The following is a 14,405-nucleotide window of genomic DNA, read 5'->3' as shown; positions in this document are numbered from 1 at the left end:
TCGCGCACCCTCACCATGGCGCGGGCGCCGGGCCGGTACCAGAGGTGCTGGTCACGGTCCGGTCCGGCGGACGCCGGCGGGTGCCCGCGCGGTGGCCGGGGCCGGAGTTGTGGCCCAGGTCGCTCTCCGGCCCCGGCCGCACCCGCAGGGGAGTGATGAGTTGCGCGATCCGCCCGGCGCACTCCTGTGCCGTGCGCACCGCCCGGTCCGGCACGGGCCCGGCCCGGCTACTCGTTGAGGGTGTCCCGGCGGACGATGCACAGGGCCCAGATGGTGACCCCGTACAGCGCGATCAGCGTGATCGACCAGACCGGGTAGTAGGGGATGGAGAGGAAGTTGACGATGATCAGCAGTGCCGCGATGCCGATCGCGAGCACCCGGGCCCAGGTGGCCGCCGTGAACAGGCCCAGGCCCACGGCGATGGCGACCGCCCCGAAGGCCAGGTGGATCCACCCCCAGGCCGTCAGGTCGAACTTGAACACGTAGTTGGGGGTGTTGAGGAAGACCTCGTTCTCGGCGATGCCCATGATGCCCCGGAAGAGGTCGAGCACACCGGAGATGAGCAGCATCACGGCGGCGAAGATCGTCAGGCCGCTGGCGGCGGCGCTGACTCCTGCCGAGCGGTGGTGCGGGCTGGTCGTGGTGGCCATGGCAGGCCCTCCGTGTCCGAGGCGGGTGCGGATTGCCCCCGCGTCGGCGCCGAGGATGCTCCGGGCGCGCGGGCGCGTCGTCACCCCCGGAGGGTGACGACGCGCGATCACCTGGCCGCGAGGATGAACGGCGCCCGGCGGGCGGCGGTTTGGTGCCGTACGCCGGACGACAGGGTCCGCGCCGTACGCCCGACGGCAGCGATCGAAAGGCGCGACGATGGCAGTACCGCCCACTCCCGCCGGACCGGGAACCCGTAAACACGCGGTGAGCACACCACGGCAGGTGCTGGTGCCGCTCGCGCTCGCACAGTTCATCTGCAGCTTCGCCGGCTCCAACATGAACGTGATGATCAACGACATCAGCGCGGACCTCGACACCACCGTGCAGGGCGTGCAGCTCGCGATCACCATCTTCCTGCTGGTCATGGCCGCTTTGATGATCCCCGGCGGGAAGCTGACCGACCGCCTCGGCCGCAAGCGGTGCCTGGTGACCGGCCTTGCCGTCTACGGCGTCGGCGCCCTGCTCAGCGCGGCGGCGCCGGGCCTGGGCGTACTGATCCTCGGCAACTCGATCCTCGAAGGCGTGGGGACGGCACTGCTCATCCCGCCGGTCTACATCCTCACCACGCTGTACTTCACGGACCTCACCGCCCGCGCCCGCGCGTTCGGGGCGATCATGGCGATGGGCGGCATCGGCGCGGCTGCCGGGCCGCTGATCGGCGGGCTGATCACCTCGGGGCTGAGCTGGCGGGCGGCGTTCATCTTCCAGGCACTGGTGGTCACGGTGATCGTCGTACTGAGCCGCCGGATCGCCGATCCGCTGCCCCCGGACCCCACGCGGACCTTCGACACCGGCGGGGCGATCCTGTCGGCCGTCGGACTGGTCCTCCTCGTCGCCGGCATCCTGGCCGCCGACGACAACGCCTGGCTGATGGCGGGGCTGCTCGTGCTCGGGGCCGCCGTACTGGCCTGGTTCTTCCGCCGGGTACGGGCCATGGAGCGCTCGGGGGCCGAACCGCTGCTCTCGACGGGCCTGTTCCGTGATCGCACCTCCAACCTCGGTCTGCTCACGCAGAATCTCCAGTGGCTGATCCTGATGGGGGTCTCGTTCGTGGTGGCCGCCTATCTCCAGGTGGTACGCGGCTACGATGCGATCCGGACGGGAGTGATCTTCACGGCGGCCACCGCGGGGCTGCTGGCGTCCTCGCTCGCCGCCGAACGCTTCGCCAAGCGCCGTACACCGCGCACCCTGGTCATGACCGGCTTCGCCGTGACGGTCGCCGGCATCGCCACACTCCTGGCCATGGCGGGCGGCTCACCGGACGCGTGGGCGAGCACACCCGGGCTGCTCCTGATCGGCCTGGGGCTCGGGGTGATGCTGACCCCGTCGGTGAACATCGTGCAGTCCAGCTTCCCCGAGGAGCAGCAGGGTGAGATCTCCGGCCTGTCGCGCAGCGTGTCCAACCTCGGATCCTCCATGGGTACGGCGATCGCCGGCACCATCCTCGTCGCCGACCTGGCCGTGGGCTCCTACGCTGCCGCGCTGGCGGTGCTGGCGGCCGTCGGCTGCGGCGGCTTCCTCGCCGCCATGCTGCTCCCGCGGCAGGTGAAAGCGCACTGAGCCGTCGGCACCGGCGGACCGGGCAGCGGTCGGACCGGGCAGCGCGCCTTCCGCCCGCCGCTCCTTGCGCACCCCACAGCGGCAGGCCCCGTCACCTCTCGCCTCGCGGCCGTGGTCACCGGCCGGCCGTCACGGCGTGCCGTCGCGGGCCCGTCGGCCGTACCAGTCGTACACCACCGCGCTCTGCGCGAGGACATCGGCGACGGACGCGTCACGCCTGCTCAACGGCACCCAGAGCAGCCCCAGGGGAAACATGACGCACAGCACGGCCCTGAGCAGAGCGCGGCCGGGCCCGAGCTGCCGCCCCGACCGGTGGACCACGCGCAGCCCCATCCAACAGCCGCCGGCGGTCCGTCCGGTCACCGACCAGCTCACGGCCAGGTAGACGACGGCCAGGGCGAAACCCCAGAGGCCGGTCAGCCAGTCCGACGGCTTCGGCGGGGCGAACGGCGGTCCCAGGACGAAGAAGCGGACGGCGCCGATGCCCAGATCCGCCAGTACGGCGATGCCGAGCACGACGAGCATGTCGGTGATGGCCGTCAGGGTGCGGGAGACCAGCCCCGCGGCCCGGCCCTGAAGGCGGGACGGGCCGGTCACGGCGGCGGACGGCCTCACGGGGACGCCCGTCCGGCCGGGCCGCCGGCCGCCTGTCCGCCGGCCGCCTGTCCGTCGGCGCCCGGACGCCCGGCCCGTGGCTCCTCAACGGTCACGTCACGGAGTACAACGTCCTTGTTCCGACGGAGCAGCCGGTCGGTGACGGCGTCCACCAGCCGGTCCGCCCGCGCGCTGCGCAGCCGTACGGCGTCCAGCACCTCGCCGGTCATGTCGCCGCCCGTGTCCCGGACGATTCTGCCGAGGTCGATCTCCTCAAGCACCTGCCGGGTCAGGCTCACCAGGTCGATCCGGTCCAGTACGGCGTCGATGTCCACCCGGCGCGTGACGCGCGCCACGTCGACGCGGTCGGCGACCCGGTCGACGTCCACCCGCTCCGCCACCTTGTTCACATCCACCCGGGCCACCACGGCATCCACGTCCAGTTCGCCGACGACCGCGGCGACCAGCCGCCGCAGCACGGCACGCCGGGCGCCGCGGACGCCCTCCGCGACCCGTACGGCAGCCGTGGTCGCCGCCGTCCCCACGGCGGCCACGGCGCCCAGGGCCAGCCGGGGCCCGGTCAACAGGACCGCTGCCAGCGGGCCTTCGGCGGCGCGGTCTGCACCCATGCCCGCATCACAGCGCCGCACGGCGCGGCACGCGTCATCCGCCGTGGGTGAACCGCGGCGCCGGAGCCGGGCCCGGGCCTCCCTGGCTCCCAGGGCCCGGTGCCGCCGGAGAGCCGGCCGGCTGCGCCACACCCACGGCACGGCCCTGTCCCTACCTCATCCGCCTCATCCGCTGCATGCGTCTCTCTACCTGTCCACCGGAGCACTCGGCCACAGAGGCTCGCCGCGGCGGATCGAACCGGCGGCCTGGGCCGGGGCGCGGTGCCTCCTGCGGTGGGAGGAGGTGAGCTGCCAGGGCACGCTGATGACCATGACACCGGGGACGAACATCAGCCGGCCCTTGATCCACAGCGCGGACTGGTTGTGCAGGAGGTTCTCCCACCAGTGCCCCACGACGTATTCGGGAATGAACACGCTGACCGCGGTACGCGGGCCCGCCCGGCCCAGGGAGCGCACGTACGCCACGACCGGCCGGGTGATCTCCCGGTAGGGCGACCGCAGCATCCTCAAGGGGACGTCGATGCCGAAGCTGTCCCATCGGGACCACAGTTCGCGCGCTTCCTCGCGCTCGACCGCGACGGTGAGGGCTTCCAGGACGTCGGGACGGGTGGCGTGGGCGTAGGCCAGCGCGCGCAAGGTGGGCCGGTGCAGGTGGGAGACCAGGACCACGGCGTGTACGCGCGTGGGCGGGAGCAGGTCGGCGGCCGGGTCGGTGGCACGCAGTTCGTCGGCGACCCGGGCGTAGTGCCAGTGGATGGCCCGCATCGTCACCCACAGGACCACCGCCGCAGCCACCGCCAGATACGCACCCTGGGTGAACTTGGTGGCCAGCACGATCACCAGGACCAACGCCGTCACCGTGGCCCCCAGGGCGTTGATCGCCCGGGCGCGGTGGTGACGCAGGCGCAGTGCCGGTTCCGTCCCGGTCCTCAGGACGTGTTTCCAGTGCCGGACCATGCCCGCCTGGGAGAGGGTGAAGGAGGTGAAGACGCCGAGGATGTACAGGTGGATGAGGCTGGTCACCGATGCCTGGTAGGCCCACAGCAGGCCGCCGGCGGCCAGGGCCAGGAGCAGGATGCCGTTGGAGAAGGCGAGGCGGTCGCCGCGGGTGTGCAGTTGACGGGGCAGGTAGCGGTGTTCGGCCAGGACCGAGGAGAGCAGCGGGAAACCGTTGAACGCGGTGTTGGCGGCGAGGACCAGGACCAGGGCGGTGGCGGCCTGGATGAAGAAGAACCCGGCGCCGTGCCCGCCGAAGACCGCCGCCGCGAGCTGGGCGATGACGGTGGGCTGCGGCACGTCGGCGCAGTGGTCGACGGGCGGGGTGAGGTCGCAGGTGTCCGCGGCGATGTGCACCTTGGCGAGCAGGGCCAGCGCGGTGATGCCGGAGAACATCACGACCGCGATGCCGCCCATGACCGTCAGCGTGGTGGCGGCATTGCGCGATTTGGGTTCGCGGAAGGCGGGAACGCCGTTGGAGATGGCTTCCACGCCGGTCAGCGCGGTGCAGCCGCTGGAGAACGCCTTCGCGGCCAGCAGCAGCACGGCGAGCGAGGACAGCTCGCCGTGGCCGCTTTCGGGACTGATGCCGTAACGGGCCGACTCCGCCACGGGCGCGTCCCCCAGCAGCCAGCGGAGCAAGCCGGTGGCGCACATCAGCAGAACGCCGGTGACGAACAGATACGTGGGTGCGGCAAACATCCGTCCGGACTCGCGCACCCCCCGCAGGTTGAGGGCGGCCAGCAGCGCCACGAACGTCACGGCCATCAGCGTGCGGTAGGCGTGCAGCGCCGGCAGCGCGGAGATGATGTTGTCCACGCCCGACGCGACGGACACCGCCACCGTCATCACGTAGTCCACCAGCAGCGAAGCGGCGACCACCAGGCCCGCTGACGGGCCGAGGTTGGTGGACACCACGGTGTACGAGCCGCCGCCGGAGGGGTAGGCGTGCACCACCTGCCGGTAGGACAGCACCACCACGGCCATCAGGGCGACCACCGCGAGCGCCACCCACGGGGCCAGGTGCAGATAGGCCAGGCCGCCCAGCGAGAGGACCAGCAGAATTTCCTGGGTGGCGTAGGCGACCGATGACAGCGGGTCCGAGGCGAAGACGGGCAGCGCCAGCCGCTTGGGCAGCAGCGTCTCCTGGATCCCTTCCGTGGGCAGTACCCGGCCGATGACTATGCGCTTGACCACGTCCAGCAGCTTCGGCATGAGGCGATCCTAGGGACGCGGTCCACCCCCGCACAGCCACGGCGGACCGGCGGACGGTCACGGTCCGGGCGAGCGGCGGGCGGGGACTGCTGTGCCGTTCCTCGCGCCCGGAGGCGACCACCGCGCGGCGGGCGAAGGGGGAGCCGCGGCAGGGCACACCGGGCCTGCGCGGTACCCCACTTGGCGTCCGGCGCGCGCGGGGCGGCGGCGGTGCACTGACCATGCAGGTGCGTCCATCACCTTCGGAGAGGGAGTCAGCACCATGAGCACAGCCCGTACCGTGCGCCGTGTCGCACTGGCCGTCGGGCGGCGCAACCCAAGGGTTCCCCGCGTCGTGCCGAGCCGAGCAGCACGCTGCGGTTCCCGCCCGGCATGGGTCTGCAGGGCCCGGAACAGGCCGGTCGGCCCCTGGCCGGGACGGTGGCGGTCACACGAACGGCATGCCGTGGTGGCGGCCGGCTGCGCGCGGAGGAGCCGGTGGAGGCGTCACCGTTCCGGGCGTACGGTGTCGGATATCCAGCCTTCCAGCGCGGAGATTCCCTCCTCGGCGAGCGCGATCATCTGATCGATCTCGCTCTTGAGCACCTCGGCGACTTCCCGGAGAAAGGGAGACACCGTGCCCTCCGTCTGAGCCACCTCCAGCGGCACCTCCAGATCGATCCGCGACGCGCCGCGTCGCATCCGGTCGGCGAGGATCTGGACGGACAGATCGCTTGAAGACGGAATCCATCTGGGTACATGGAGCGGAATTCTGCGGACGATGGGCGGCCACGCCGCGGGGAGCGTTCCATCGATCAGCGGGTCGATCTGGTCCCTGACGCTGTACAGCGATTCCTGGAATTTCTTCAGGTCAGAGATCCGGACGCGGTATTCATCGGCTTCCGCCTTGCGCGACTGCCACTGCGAACTCGCCACGGTGGCCTGCGCCTGCCGGTCCGCGCCGGCGATCGTCGCCCCGGCTCCGATACGGGCGCTTTCGGTCACCGCCTCTTTTTGCAGGCGGCCCATGTAGCGGTCGCCCAGCAGGACGATGAACGCGCTGAAAAAGCTGCTGCCGAAGCTGATCAGCGCAACGGTCACGCCGGACTCCGCCACGATCACCTCCCGCGCATACCGGAGGGTTTCGCTCCGGTACGTTTCCGCCGGCGTCCCACAAAGTGCGTGGCTCAGCGTACTTCCTCACCGCGACCCGGCACAGCCTTGCCGTGGACCGCGGCCGGTGCCAGGTTGGACGGCATCTCTGGGCTCCCGGCGGCCTCGTCCCTACCCTGATGCCATGAGCCTGGACGCGGCGGTGAACCTGGTGGCGGCTCTCCTGAGCGCCGCATGCACCGTATGGGTCCACCGGCGGGAAGTCCACCGCACACCGGAGGAGAACCAGCAGCGGCGAAAACGCCTCCTCGTCAGGTCGTCCATCCTCTTCCTCGCGCTCGCGGCCATCGCCCCCGTCGTTTTGTACGTGATCGTTCCCGTCGTACGGAACGGAAAGCACCACCCCGCGCCCGGGCCTCCGGTCGGCGTGATCGTGTCACTGTTCACCATGGAGCCCGGCTACTGTTTCCAGGCACCCGGCATACGAAGGAGCGACTACAAGGGGCTCCCGGACTTTGTCCGTGTCGTCTCCTGCGGGGAGAAACACGACGCGGAAGTGTATTTCGTGGGCAACGGATGGACGGCCGACGTCGCGTTCCCGGGCGATGACTTGGTGAACTCGGCCGCCGCGGAGCTGTGCGAGAAGAAGTTCACGGACTATGTCGGCTCCAGCCCCGGTGAATCCGTCCTGGGCTATTACTTGTGGACCCCCTCCAAGGATTCATGGGTCCAGGACGGCGACCGCGAGGTCGGATGTGTCGCGTTCCACACCAGGGAACCGATCGGGCGCAGCGTCAAGGGCTCGAAACTCTGATTCCCGGTCTTCCTTTCGGCGTTGTCCGGCCGTTCGTGTTCTCATCCGAGGTCCGGCCGCCGGGAGGTGTCACGGGCGGCAGCGCCATGGAGCGGTCATCTTGTGGAGGGAGAGGGGTACCGGAACGAAGTGGAGGGCCGTGCTTTTCCCGTCCGCCGACCGGCCGAAGACGATCCGGGCCGCTCCGATTCCGTAGCGCGACAGGTCGATGCGGAAGACGTAGGGGTCGTCCGGGTCGTCGGGATGGAGGGGAATGCCGCGGAGCAGGTGCGGTACGGGCGTCAGGGTGCGCAGCAGGAGCCGGCCGCCGCGGACGAAGACCTCGACGGCGGTGCCCGCCATGGCGCGCGCCCGTACGTCCGTGATCCGGCCCGCGAGGCCGTACCAGCCGCACAGTTCGCCCCAGATTTCGGGGTGTTGGGGCACATCGGCCCGGATGGCCGCTTCCGGCAGGCCGAGCAGATGGCGCAGGAGGGCTTCCGTCTCGCCGGGCAGCCACAGCAGCGCGCGGTGGGCGGCGTTGGTCAGGGCGATCAGCGCGAGCCCGTCGTCCGGGGCCAGAAACATCTGTGAGGTGAAGCCGGGCAGGATTCCCTGGTGTTCGACGAGCCGGTGGCCGTCGGCCGTGCCGCGGAAGAACGCCAGGCCCATGCCCGGCACGCGGGGGTCGGGCCGGTAGTGGGGGGCGAACATCGTGGCGAGCGTCTCGGGCCCGAGGACCGTGCCGTATTCGTTGGTGCCACCGCCGAGCAGCGCGCACAGGTAGCGGGCCAGGTCGCGCGGTGTCGAGTAGACCGCCGAGGCGCCCGGTGTCGTCCGCTCCCGGTCGGTGACCGCTTTCGGTCCCCGGGCGCCCAGGTCGTAGCCCGTCGCCAGGCGGTCGCGCAGCCGTGGGGAGCGTACGAGGTCGGTGTCGGTCATGCCCAGGGGCGCGAAGACGTGCTCGCGCAGGTAGTGGTCGAAGGGCTCGCCGCTGACCTCCGCGACGATCTGGCCCAGGGTGGCGAAGCCGTGGTTGGCGTACGTCCACCGCGTTCCCGGCTGCGCGTCGACCTTCAGGCCCCGCCGGTAGTACTCGGCGAGCGACGGCAGCGGATCGCCCACCCGTACGCCTTCCCCGGCGTTGGGCCGCAGCAGGTCGGCGGCCGTGCGCAGCTCGCCGATGCCCGCGGTGTGCGTCAGCAGGTGACGTAAGGTCACCGGCCGGAAGTCGGGCCTTCCCGGCACCAGCCGGTAGGCACTGAGATAGTCCTCGGCGGGAGCGTCGAGGTCCACCAGGCCCCGTTCCCGAAGCTGCATCACCGCGACGGCGGTGAAGGTCTTGCTGAGGGAGGCGATACGGAAGACCGTGTCCTGGCCGACCGGAACCCGCCGGGCCATGTCGGCGAAGCCGTGTCCGACGAAGTGCTCCAGGCGGCCGTCGTGCACGACGCCCAGTGCCAGTCCGCCCACGGCCCGGCGGTTGAGCATCCCGGTGACCCGCTCCTGCGTCCCTGCTGTGATGTCCTGGAGCACTGTCCCTCCTCACCCCGCCTCCCGTGGAGGCGACGCCGCGTCCTTGGACGGCAACTGCCCGGCTGTCCCCGGACTTCGAGCCTGCTGCGCGGACCACGGGAAGGAGGAGAGGCGAACACGCCGGACCGGGGCCGCAGCCCGGCCCGGCCCGCCGCCCCGCACACCGCGGGCCCGCACGGAGCCCTCACCGGGTGCGGGCCGGGACCGTCATCCCGCACCACGGCACCACACCGGGCCGACCTCGGCCCACTCCTGCGCCCAGGCGTCCGAACGCCTGCGGTCCAGCCTCCGGCGGACCTGCCAGAACACCGCGGAGACGGTCGTGCCCGCTCCCGTCGCCGCCAGCAGTGCGGCGGCCGTGGAAGCCACCAGCACGCCGCCGTGGCCGAGAGGTTTGTCCGTCAGGCGGCCGTCGTCGAGGACCCATACCGTGATGCGGGACCCTTTTCGCTTACCGGCGTCCACCGCGGTCCGCCCGGTACGGACCGACCCGTCCGGCGCACGCCAGCGGACCGTGGTGGGATACCTGTCCACGACGCCGTCCCCCTGCGGCTGATGCACCGGTACGTCCCGCGTCAGTACGGCGGTCACCGCATGGCGTGACCGCTGCTGCTCCCGCCGGCTCTGGCTCTGTGCCCCATACGCCCACGACGCCGCGCACCAGCCGGCCGCCGGCACACCGAAGGCCAGCAGCAGCGCCGTCAGCAGGCCGAGCCAGGCATCCCACACGTCCACCCTGCGGCACAAAGGGCCGTGCCACCGACGCCACCACGTTTTCGCAGCACGCACAGGCCGACACCTCCTTCGCCGTACACGAGCTCACACACGGTCCGGCAACGGGACAGGGCCGGCACGGGGTACGTCAGGGACCTTCCGGCCCGTGGGCGAGGGCAGGGCACGTGCTCCCGCGCCGGGCAGGGACGGTCCGGGCCGCTCGGGGCCGCCCGGCCCACGCCGGAGCAAGAGGGAAGGCAGCGCTGTCAGGAAAAGGCCGGAACCGGTCGGCCGATGAGCCCCGATGTCCCGTCGTGGGCACCTGCCACGGGCCACCGTGTGCCCCGGGCACCACTGGTGACATCACTCGTGCGGTACGACCGCGACCGGGCACCTCGCGTGATGGATCACCGCGTGCGCGACCGGGCCGATGTGCGCCCCGACGGCGGAACGGCGGATGCGGCGCCCGATGACCAACATCTTTGCCGACGAGGCGCATTCGATGAGGTTCCGGGCGGCTTTCCCGGTCCGCGACACCTCGGTGACCTCCAGTTCCGGATACTTCTCCCGCCATGGCCGCAGTGCCGCGGTGACGGCCCGGCGCGCCCGCTCCCCGAATGCCGCGTCGATGTCCGGTTCCTGCGGTGAGACCGGCAGGTCCGCGTAGGACGAGGGCGGGTTCCAGACGTTGACGACGCACAGCGGCGCACCGCGGCGGGCGGCGGCGTCGAAGGCGAACCCGGCCACCGGATCGCAGGGACGCCGGGCGTCGATGCCCACCACCACCTCGTGGTACGGCTCGCCGGCCGGGTTGTTCCCGCCGTTCCCGGGCGCCCCTTGTCCCGCCCGTACCAGGACCACCGGCCGGCCGGCGTGGGCCACGGTGGACATCGCCACCGACCCGACCAGGAATCCGGCGACCCCGCCGAGCCCGCGCGAGCCGAGCACCAGCAGTTCCGCCCGCCCGGCGGCCTCCGCCATCGCCTCGGCCGGCGGCTCGGGTACCAGGTCCGCCACGATCCGCAGGTCCGGGTGGCGCAGGCTCAGGCCGTTCTCCGCCGACCGCAGGATGCGCCGCGCCCAGTGCCTGGGTACGGCCAGTTCCGGCAGGTCCGGCTCCTTCTGGCCGGTGTCCCCGTCCAGGTCCAGGTCCAGGTCCTTGGGTCCTTCCCAGGCGTGCACGAGCCGCAGCGGCAGCCCGCGGAGCCGGGCTTCGCCGGCCGCCCAGTCGGCGGCTGCCAGGCTTTCCCGGGAGCCGTCCAGCCCCACGGCTATGTGGCCAGTCATGCGAACACCCCTCCATCGCGGTCCGGCGCCCTCACGCTCCGGCGCCCCTCACACTCCGGCATCCCTCACGGTCCGTCCTCCGGACGACGGCATCGTCCCGCCGGGGCACGGGTCCCGCGCAGGGCCACGCGGGACACCGCGCGGCCCCATCGGCCCCTCGACGCCAGGCCGGCTCTCCTGGGTGGCGATCTCTTGGGTCCGGTGGTCAGTGAACGCCCGCGGCGGGCGGGGCGGACAGGCGGAACTCGTGGGTGCCGCCCGGCGGGACCATGACGGTGCGGTCGGCGAAGACCACCCGGACGGGGCGTTCCTCGGAGGCCGGTACGGCTATCCGCAGGAGGTCGGCGGTGATGCGTACTCCGACGTCCCAGTGGCCCCGGTACCGCAGCCGGTAGCCGAAGGCGGAGAGTTCCGGCAGGGGCGCGGGGTCGAACCTCAGCGCTTCCCCGCGGGTCTCCAGGCCGGCCAGTCCGCGTTGTACGAGGTCCAGGGTGCCCGCCATGGCCCCGAGGTGGATGCCCTCGGCGGTGGTGCCGCCCTGAACGTCGGCCACGTCCCCGCACAGCGCCTCCAGGCAGTGCTGCCAGGCGTCACCGCGCCGGGCGCGGGCCAGCACCCAGCCGTGCACCAGTCCGCTCAGGGTCGATCCGTGGCTGGTGCGCCGCAGGTAGTACTCGACGGTCGCCCGCCACTTCGCCTCGTCCATCGGGTGGCCGAGCAGGCGGAAGAGGTCCGCCAGTTCCGTGGGGGAGAAGAGGTAGCCGAGCATCAGGACGTCGGCCTGTTTGGATACCTGGTAGCGGTTGGGGCTGTCCCCCTCCTCCTCCAGGATGCGGTCCAGCCGCCGGATGTCGCCGTAGCGCTTGCGGTAGGTCTCCCAGTCCAGCTCCGCGAGGTCGCCGTACCCGTCGAACTGGCTGACCACACCCGCGTGGAAGGGGACCCGGAGCTTGCGGGAGACCTCCTCCCACCGGTCGAGTTCGCCGGCGTCCAGGTGGAGCTGGTCGAAGAGTTCGCGGCGCCGCGGGACGGGCAGCGTACGGGCGAGGTCCAGGGCACGGCGCAGCACCCAGGCGGCCGTGACGTTCGTGTAGGCGTTGTCGTTCAGGCCCGGAACGCCGGCGTCCGGGTAGGCGTCGTGGTACTCGTCGGGGCCGACGACCCCCAGAATGCGGTAGCGGCCGGTCCCGGGGTCGTACCGGGCGGTGTCACACCAGAACCGGGCGATCTGTGTCAGCATCTCGGCGCCCTTGGTGTGCAGGTACTCGGTGTCTCCGCTGGCCTCGCAGTAGCGCCATACGTTGTAGGCGACGGCCGAGCCGACGTGGTGCTGCAGGCGCGTGTGGTCGGGCAGCCAGCGTCCGGAGCGCGGGTTCAGGTGCCAGGTCTGGGTCTCCTCCCGGCCGTCGCTGCCGCTCTGCCAGGGGTACATGGCCCCGGTGCGGCCCGCGTCCTCCGCGGCGCGGCAGGCCCGCCCCAGCCTGCGGTGGCGGTAGTTCAGCAGGCCCCGGGAGATCTCGGGGAAGTGCAGGTTCAGGTACGGCAGGACGAACAGCTCGTCCCAGAAGACGTGGCCGCGGTAGGCCTCGCCGTGCAGCCCCCTGGCGGGTACGCCCACGTCCAGCTCCGCCGTGTGCGGGGAGAGGGTCTGGAGCAGGTGGAACAGGTGCAGCCGCAGGATACGGCCGGCTTCGCCGGGGACCTGGAGGTCGGCCCGGCGCCACAGGCGGTCCCAGGCCGCGGTGTGCGAGAGGAGGAGTTCGGCGTGGCCGGGTGCCCGTGCCACGTCGTCGACGGCCGCGAGCGAGGAGTCGCTGATCGCCGGGTCGCGTGAGGTGTGCAGGGCCACGACCTTCTCCACCGCGCTGGTCTCGTGGTCCGTGACGGCCAGCCGCACCCGGTGGGCGGCGCCGGTCGGGCTCAGTACGGTCCGGCTCCTGGCCGCCCGGCCGGCCGTGACCCGGGTACGCGCCGCGCAGGCGAGGCGGATGTCGGAGGTGGAGGTACGGCACCGCAGCCACACGGTCGCCGGGTCCACCGCTCCGGTGTGCATACGTATCAGGTGGTCACCGGCGAGCGCGCCGTACCGGGCGACCCCGGCGTTGGTGACGTCGCCGTCCACCGCCGACTCCACCTCCAGCTCCCCCGACCAGCCCTGTGGCGTGAACTCCGTACGCAGGGCGGCCAGATGCGGGTCTGCCATGTGCACGAGGCGGCGCTGCACCACGAGCAGGCTCCGCGGGCCAGCCAGGTGGACGCGCATACGGCGGGTGAGGGTGCCCGCGCGCAGATCCAGCGTCTGCCGGTATTCCAGCAGGCCCGCGTCGTCGGGGGTGATCCACCGGGCGGCAGCGCCCGCTTCCGAGGGGACGCGGAAGCGCAGCGGCAGCCAGTTGGGCAGGTTGACCAGGTCCTCGTTCTCCACCTGCCGTCCGGCTACCTGAGACACCAGCCGGTTGTAACAGCCGGCCACGTACGTACCGGGGTAGTGGCAGGCACCGGCGACCGTCTCGGGCGCCGCTCCGCGGGTGGCGAAGTATCCGTTGCCGAGTGTGCACAGGGACTCCCGCAGACGTTCTTGCGACGGGTCGTAGCCCTCGTACTCCCAGGTCCACTCCCCCGTCGGCCCGGCCGGTGCGGACGTCGGGGGCGGCGCGGACGGCATGGCCGGCGCGGCTTGTCGGCGTACGGTCATCCGGCTTCCTTCCCTCGGTCCGGCTGTCCGGCCGCCCGGCCGCCCGTGTTGCCGTACCAGCCGAACACCTTCCCCGCAGCACCGCGCCGAGCGGCCCGTCCAGGGCGCCCTCCGCAGGACGCAGTTGTCCCCGCGCGGCGCGCAGGCCCCGTCGCCTCGATGATGACGTCCGCGTCCACCCCTCGCCAGTCCGGTCCGGCCGCCTCCCGTTCCCGGGGAACACGGCGGCCCCTGGTCATCTCGCCGATCACCGTGCCGTCGACGGTCGGGGTGCTGCCGATGACGACGGCCGGCCCGAACCCGGAGTTGATGAGCCGGATGCCCGCGGTCCGCCCCGCTGCCCAGCTCTGGTGGAGTTGCAGTATCGGACGTACCGAGTGGCGGTTGTGCTGCCGCATCGCGTGTGCCTGGTAGACCGATACGGCGAGCGACGCCACCGCGATCACGACGGCGCACACCGCGGTGATGGACTCCGCGTGCATCCCGTCCCCCTGGTGAGCCGCTGCCGGACCGGGTGAGGCCGGTGGAGGAGTCCATCGTCCGGCCGCTTCCCCGTCCGTGGCAACGGCCTCGCCCTACGTCC

At 71.9% G+C, this 14,405-nt stretch carries 13 protein-coding genes; 2 read left to right on the top strand and 11 right to left on the bottom strand.

Annotation, left to right across the window (positions count from 1 at the left end):
• Positions 1-10 precede the first annotated feature (10 nt).
• Together KGS77_RS33095 and KGS77_RS33090 are read right to left on the bottom strand one after the other, a co-directional pair.
• Complete coding sequence (locus tag KGS77_RS33095; RefSeq protein ID WP_242586998.1) at positions 11-199, bottom strand: hypothetical protein; 189 nt, start codon at positions 197-199, stop codon at positions 11-13.
• Positions 200-227: 28 nt separating this feature from the next.
• A complete protein-coding gene (locus tag KGS77_RS33090; RefSeq protein ID WP_242586997.1) occupies positions 228-650 on the bottom strand; it encodes a hypothetical protein in 423 nt (140 codons plus the stop codon).
• A gap of 217 nt (positions 651-867) precedes the next feature.
• On the opposite strand from KGS77_RS33090, the gene KGS77_RS33085 reads away from it, so the two are divergent.
• Complete coding sequence (locus KGS77_RS33085) at positions 868-2,271, top strand: MFS transporter (protein ID WP_242586996.1); 1,404 nt, start codon at positions 868-870, stop codon at positions 2,269-2,271.
• 129 nt (positions 2,272-2,400) lie between these two features.
• On the opposite strand, the gene KGS77_RS33080 is transcribed toward KGS77_RS33085, so the two are convergent.
• The 4 genes from KGS77_RS33080 to KGS77_RS33065 form a co-directional block, all read right to left on the bottom strand.
• A complete protein-coding gene (locus KGS77_RS33080; protein ID WP_242586995.1) occupies positions 2,401-2,886 on the bottom strand; it encodes an RDD family protein in 486 nt (161 codons plus the stop codon).
• The gene (locus tag KGS77_RS33075) at positions 2,883-3,494 is read right to left on the bottom strand and encodes a hypothetical protein (protein WP_242586994.1); all 612 of its coding nucleotides are present in this window, start codon (positions 3,492-3,494) and stop codon (positions 2,883-2,885) included. Before KGS77_RS33075 ends, KGS77_RS33080 begins: the two co-directional genes overlap by 4 nt.
• A 186-nt stretch (positions 3,495-3,680) precedes the next feature.
• A complete protein-coding gene (locus KGS77_RS33070) occupies positions 3,681-5,705 on the bottom strand; it encodes an APC family permease (RefSeq protein WP_242586993.1) in 2,025 nt (674 codons plus the stop codon).
• Positions 5,706-6,191: 486 nt separating this feature from the next.
• Positions 6,192-6,800 (bottom strand): hypothetical protein, encoded by a 609-nt coding sequence (locus KGS77_RS33065; RefSeq protein ID WP_242586992.1) that lies wholly within the window; start codon positions 6,798-6,800, stop codon positions 6,192-6,194.
• Positions 6,801-6,981: 181 nt separating this feature from the next.
• Here KGS77_RS33065 and KGS77_RS33060 point away from each other — a divergent pair, with 181 nt between their 5' ends.
• The gene (locus tag KGS77_RS33060) at positions 6,982-7,611 is read left to right on the top strand and encodes a septum formation family protein (RefSeq protein ID WP_242586991.1); all 630 of its coding nucleotides are present in this window, start codon (positions 6,982-6,984) and stop codon (positions 7,609-7,611) included.
• Positions 7,612-7,680: 69 nt separating this feature from the next.
• Here the strand turns inward: KGS77_RS33060 and KGS77_RS33055 are convergent, their stop codons facing one another.
• The 5 genes from KGS77_RS33055 to KGS77_RS33035 form a co-directional block, all read right to left on the bottom strand.
• Positions 7,681-9,126 carry a serine hydrolase domain-containing protein gene (locus KGS77_RS33055; RefSeq protein ID WP_242586990.1) on the bottom strand — a complete coding sequence of 482 codons (1,446 nt, stop codon included), beginning with the start codon at positions 9,124-9,126 and terminating at the stop codon, positions 7,681-7,683.
• Between the two features lie 207 nt (positions 9,127-9,333).
• A complete protein-coding gene (locus KGS77_RS33050) occupies positions 9,334-9,861 on the bottom strand; it encodes a hypothetical protein (protein WP_242586989.1) in 528 nt (175 codons plus the stop codon).
• Positions 9,862-10,203: 342 nt separating this feature from the next.
• Entirely contained in the window at positions 10,204-11,127 is a 924-nt protein-coding gene (locus KGS77_RS33045; RefSeq protein WP_242586988.1) for a universal stress protein, read from the bottom strand.
• A gap of 205 nt (positions 11,128-11,332) precedes the next feature.
• Positions 11,333-13,792: a glycosyl hydrolase family 65 protein gene (locus KGS77_RS33040; RefSeq protein WP_242587827.1), complete on the bottom strand. Its 2,460-nt coding sequence runs from the start codon at positions 13,790-13,792 to the stop codon at positions 11,333-11,335.
• Positions 13,793-13,818: 26 nt separating this feature from the next.
• Positions 13,819-14,304 carry a hypothetical protein gene (locus KGS77_RS33035; protein WP_242586987.1) on the bottom strand — a complete coding sequence of 162 codons (486 nt, stop codon included), beginning with the start codon at positions 14,302-14,304 and terminating at the stop codon, positions 13,819-13,821.
• Between the last annotated feature and the right edge of the window lie 101 nt (positions 14,305-14,405).

The organism is Streptomyces sp. MST-110588 (assembly GCF_022695595.1).
Lineage (GTDB): Bacteria > Actinomycetota > Actinomycetes > Streptomycetales > Streptomycetaceae > Streptomyces.
The sequence above is the reverse complement of the archived record's forward strand: the minus strand, read 5'-3'. Positions and strand labels throughout refer to the sequence as shown.

Coding starts and splice junctions, on each gene's coding strand:
- KGS77_RS33090 (WP_242586997.1), bottom strand. CDS start 650: ATGGCCACCACGACCAGCCCGCACCACCGCTCGGCAGGAGTCAGCGCC.
- KGS77_RS33085 (WP_242586996.1), top strand. CDS start 868: ATGGCAGTACCGCCCACTCCCGCCGGACCGGGAACCCGTAAACACGCG.
- KGS77_RS33075 (WP_242586994.1), bottom strand. CDS start 3,494: ATGGGTGCAGACCGCGCCGCCGAAGGCCCGCTGGCAGCGGTCCTGTTG.
- KGS77_RS33070 (WP_242586993.1), bottom strand. CDS start 5,705: ATGCCGAAGCTGCTGGACGTGGTCAAGCGCATAGTCATCGGCCGGGTA.
- KGS77_RS33060 (WP_242586991.1), top strand. CDS start 6,982: ATGAGCCTGGACGCGGCGGTGAACCTGGTGGCGGCTCTCCTGAGCGCC.
- KGS77_RS33045 (WP_242586988.1), bottom strand. CDS start 11,127: ATGACTGGCCACATAGCCGTGGGGCTGGACGGCTCCCGGGAAAGCCTG.
- KGS77_RS33040 (WP_242587827.1), bottom strand. CDS start 13,792: ATGCCGTCCGCGCCGCCCCCGACGTCCGCACCGGCCGGGCCGACGGGG.
- KGS77_RS33035 (WP_242586987.1), bottom strand. CDS start 14,304: ATGCACGCGGAGTCCATCACCGCGGTGTGCGCCGTCGTGATCGCGGTG.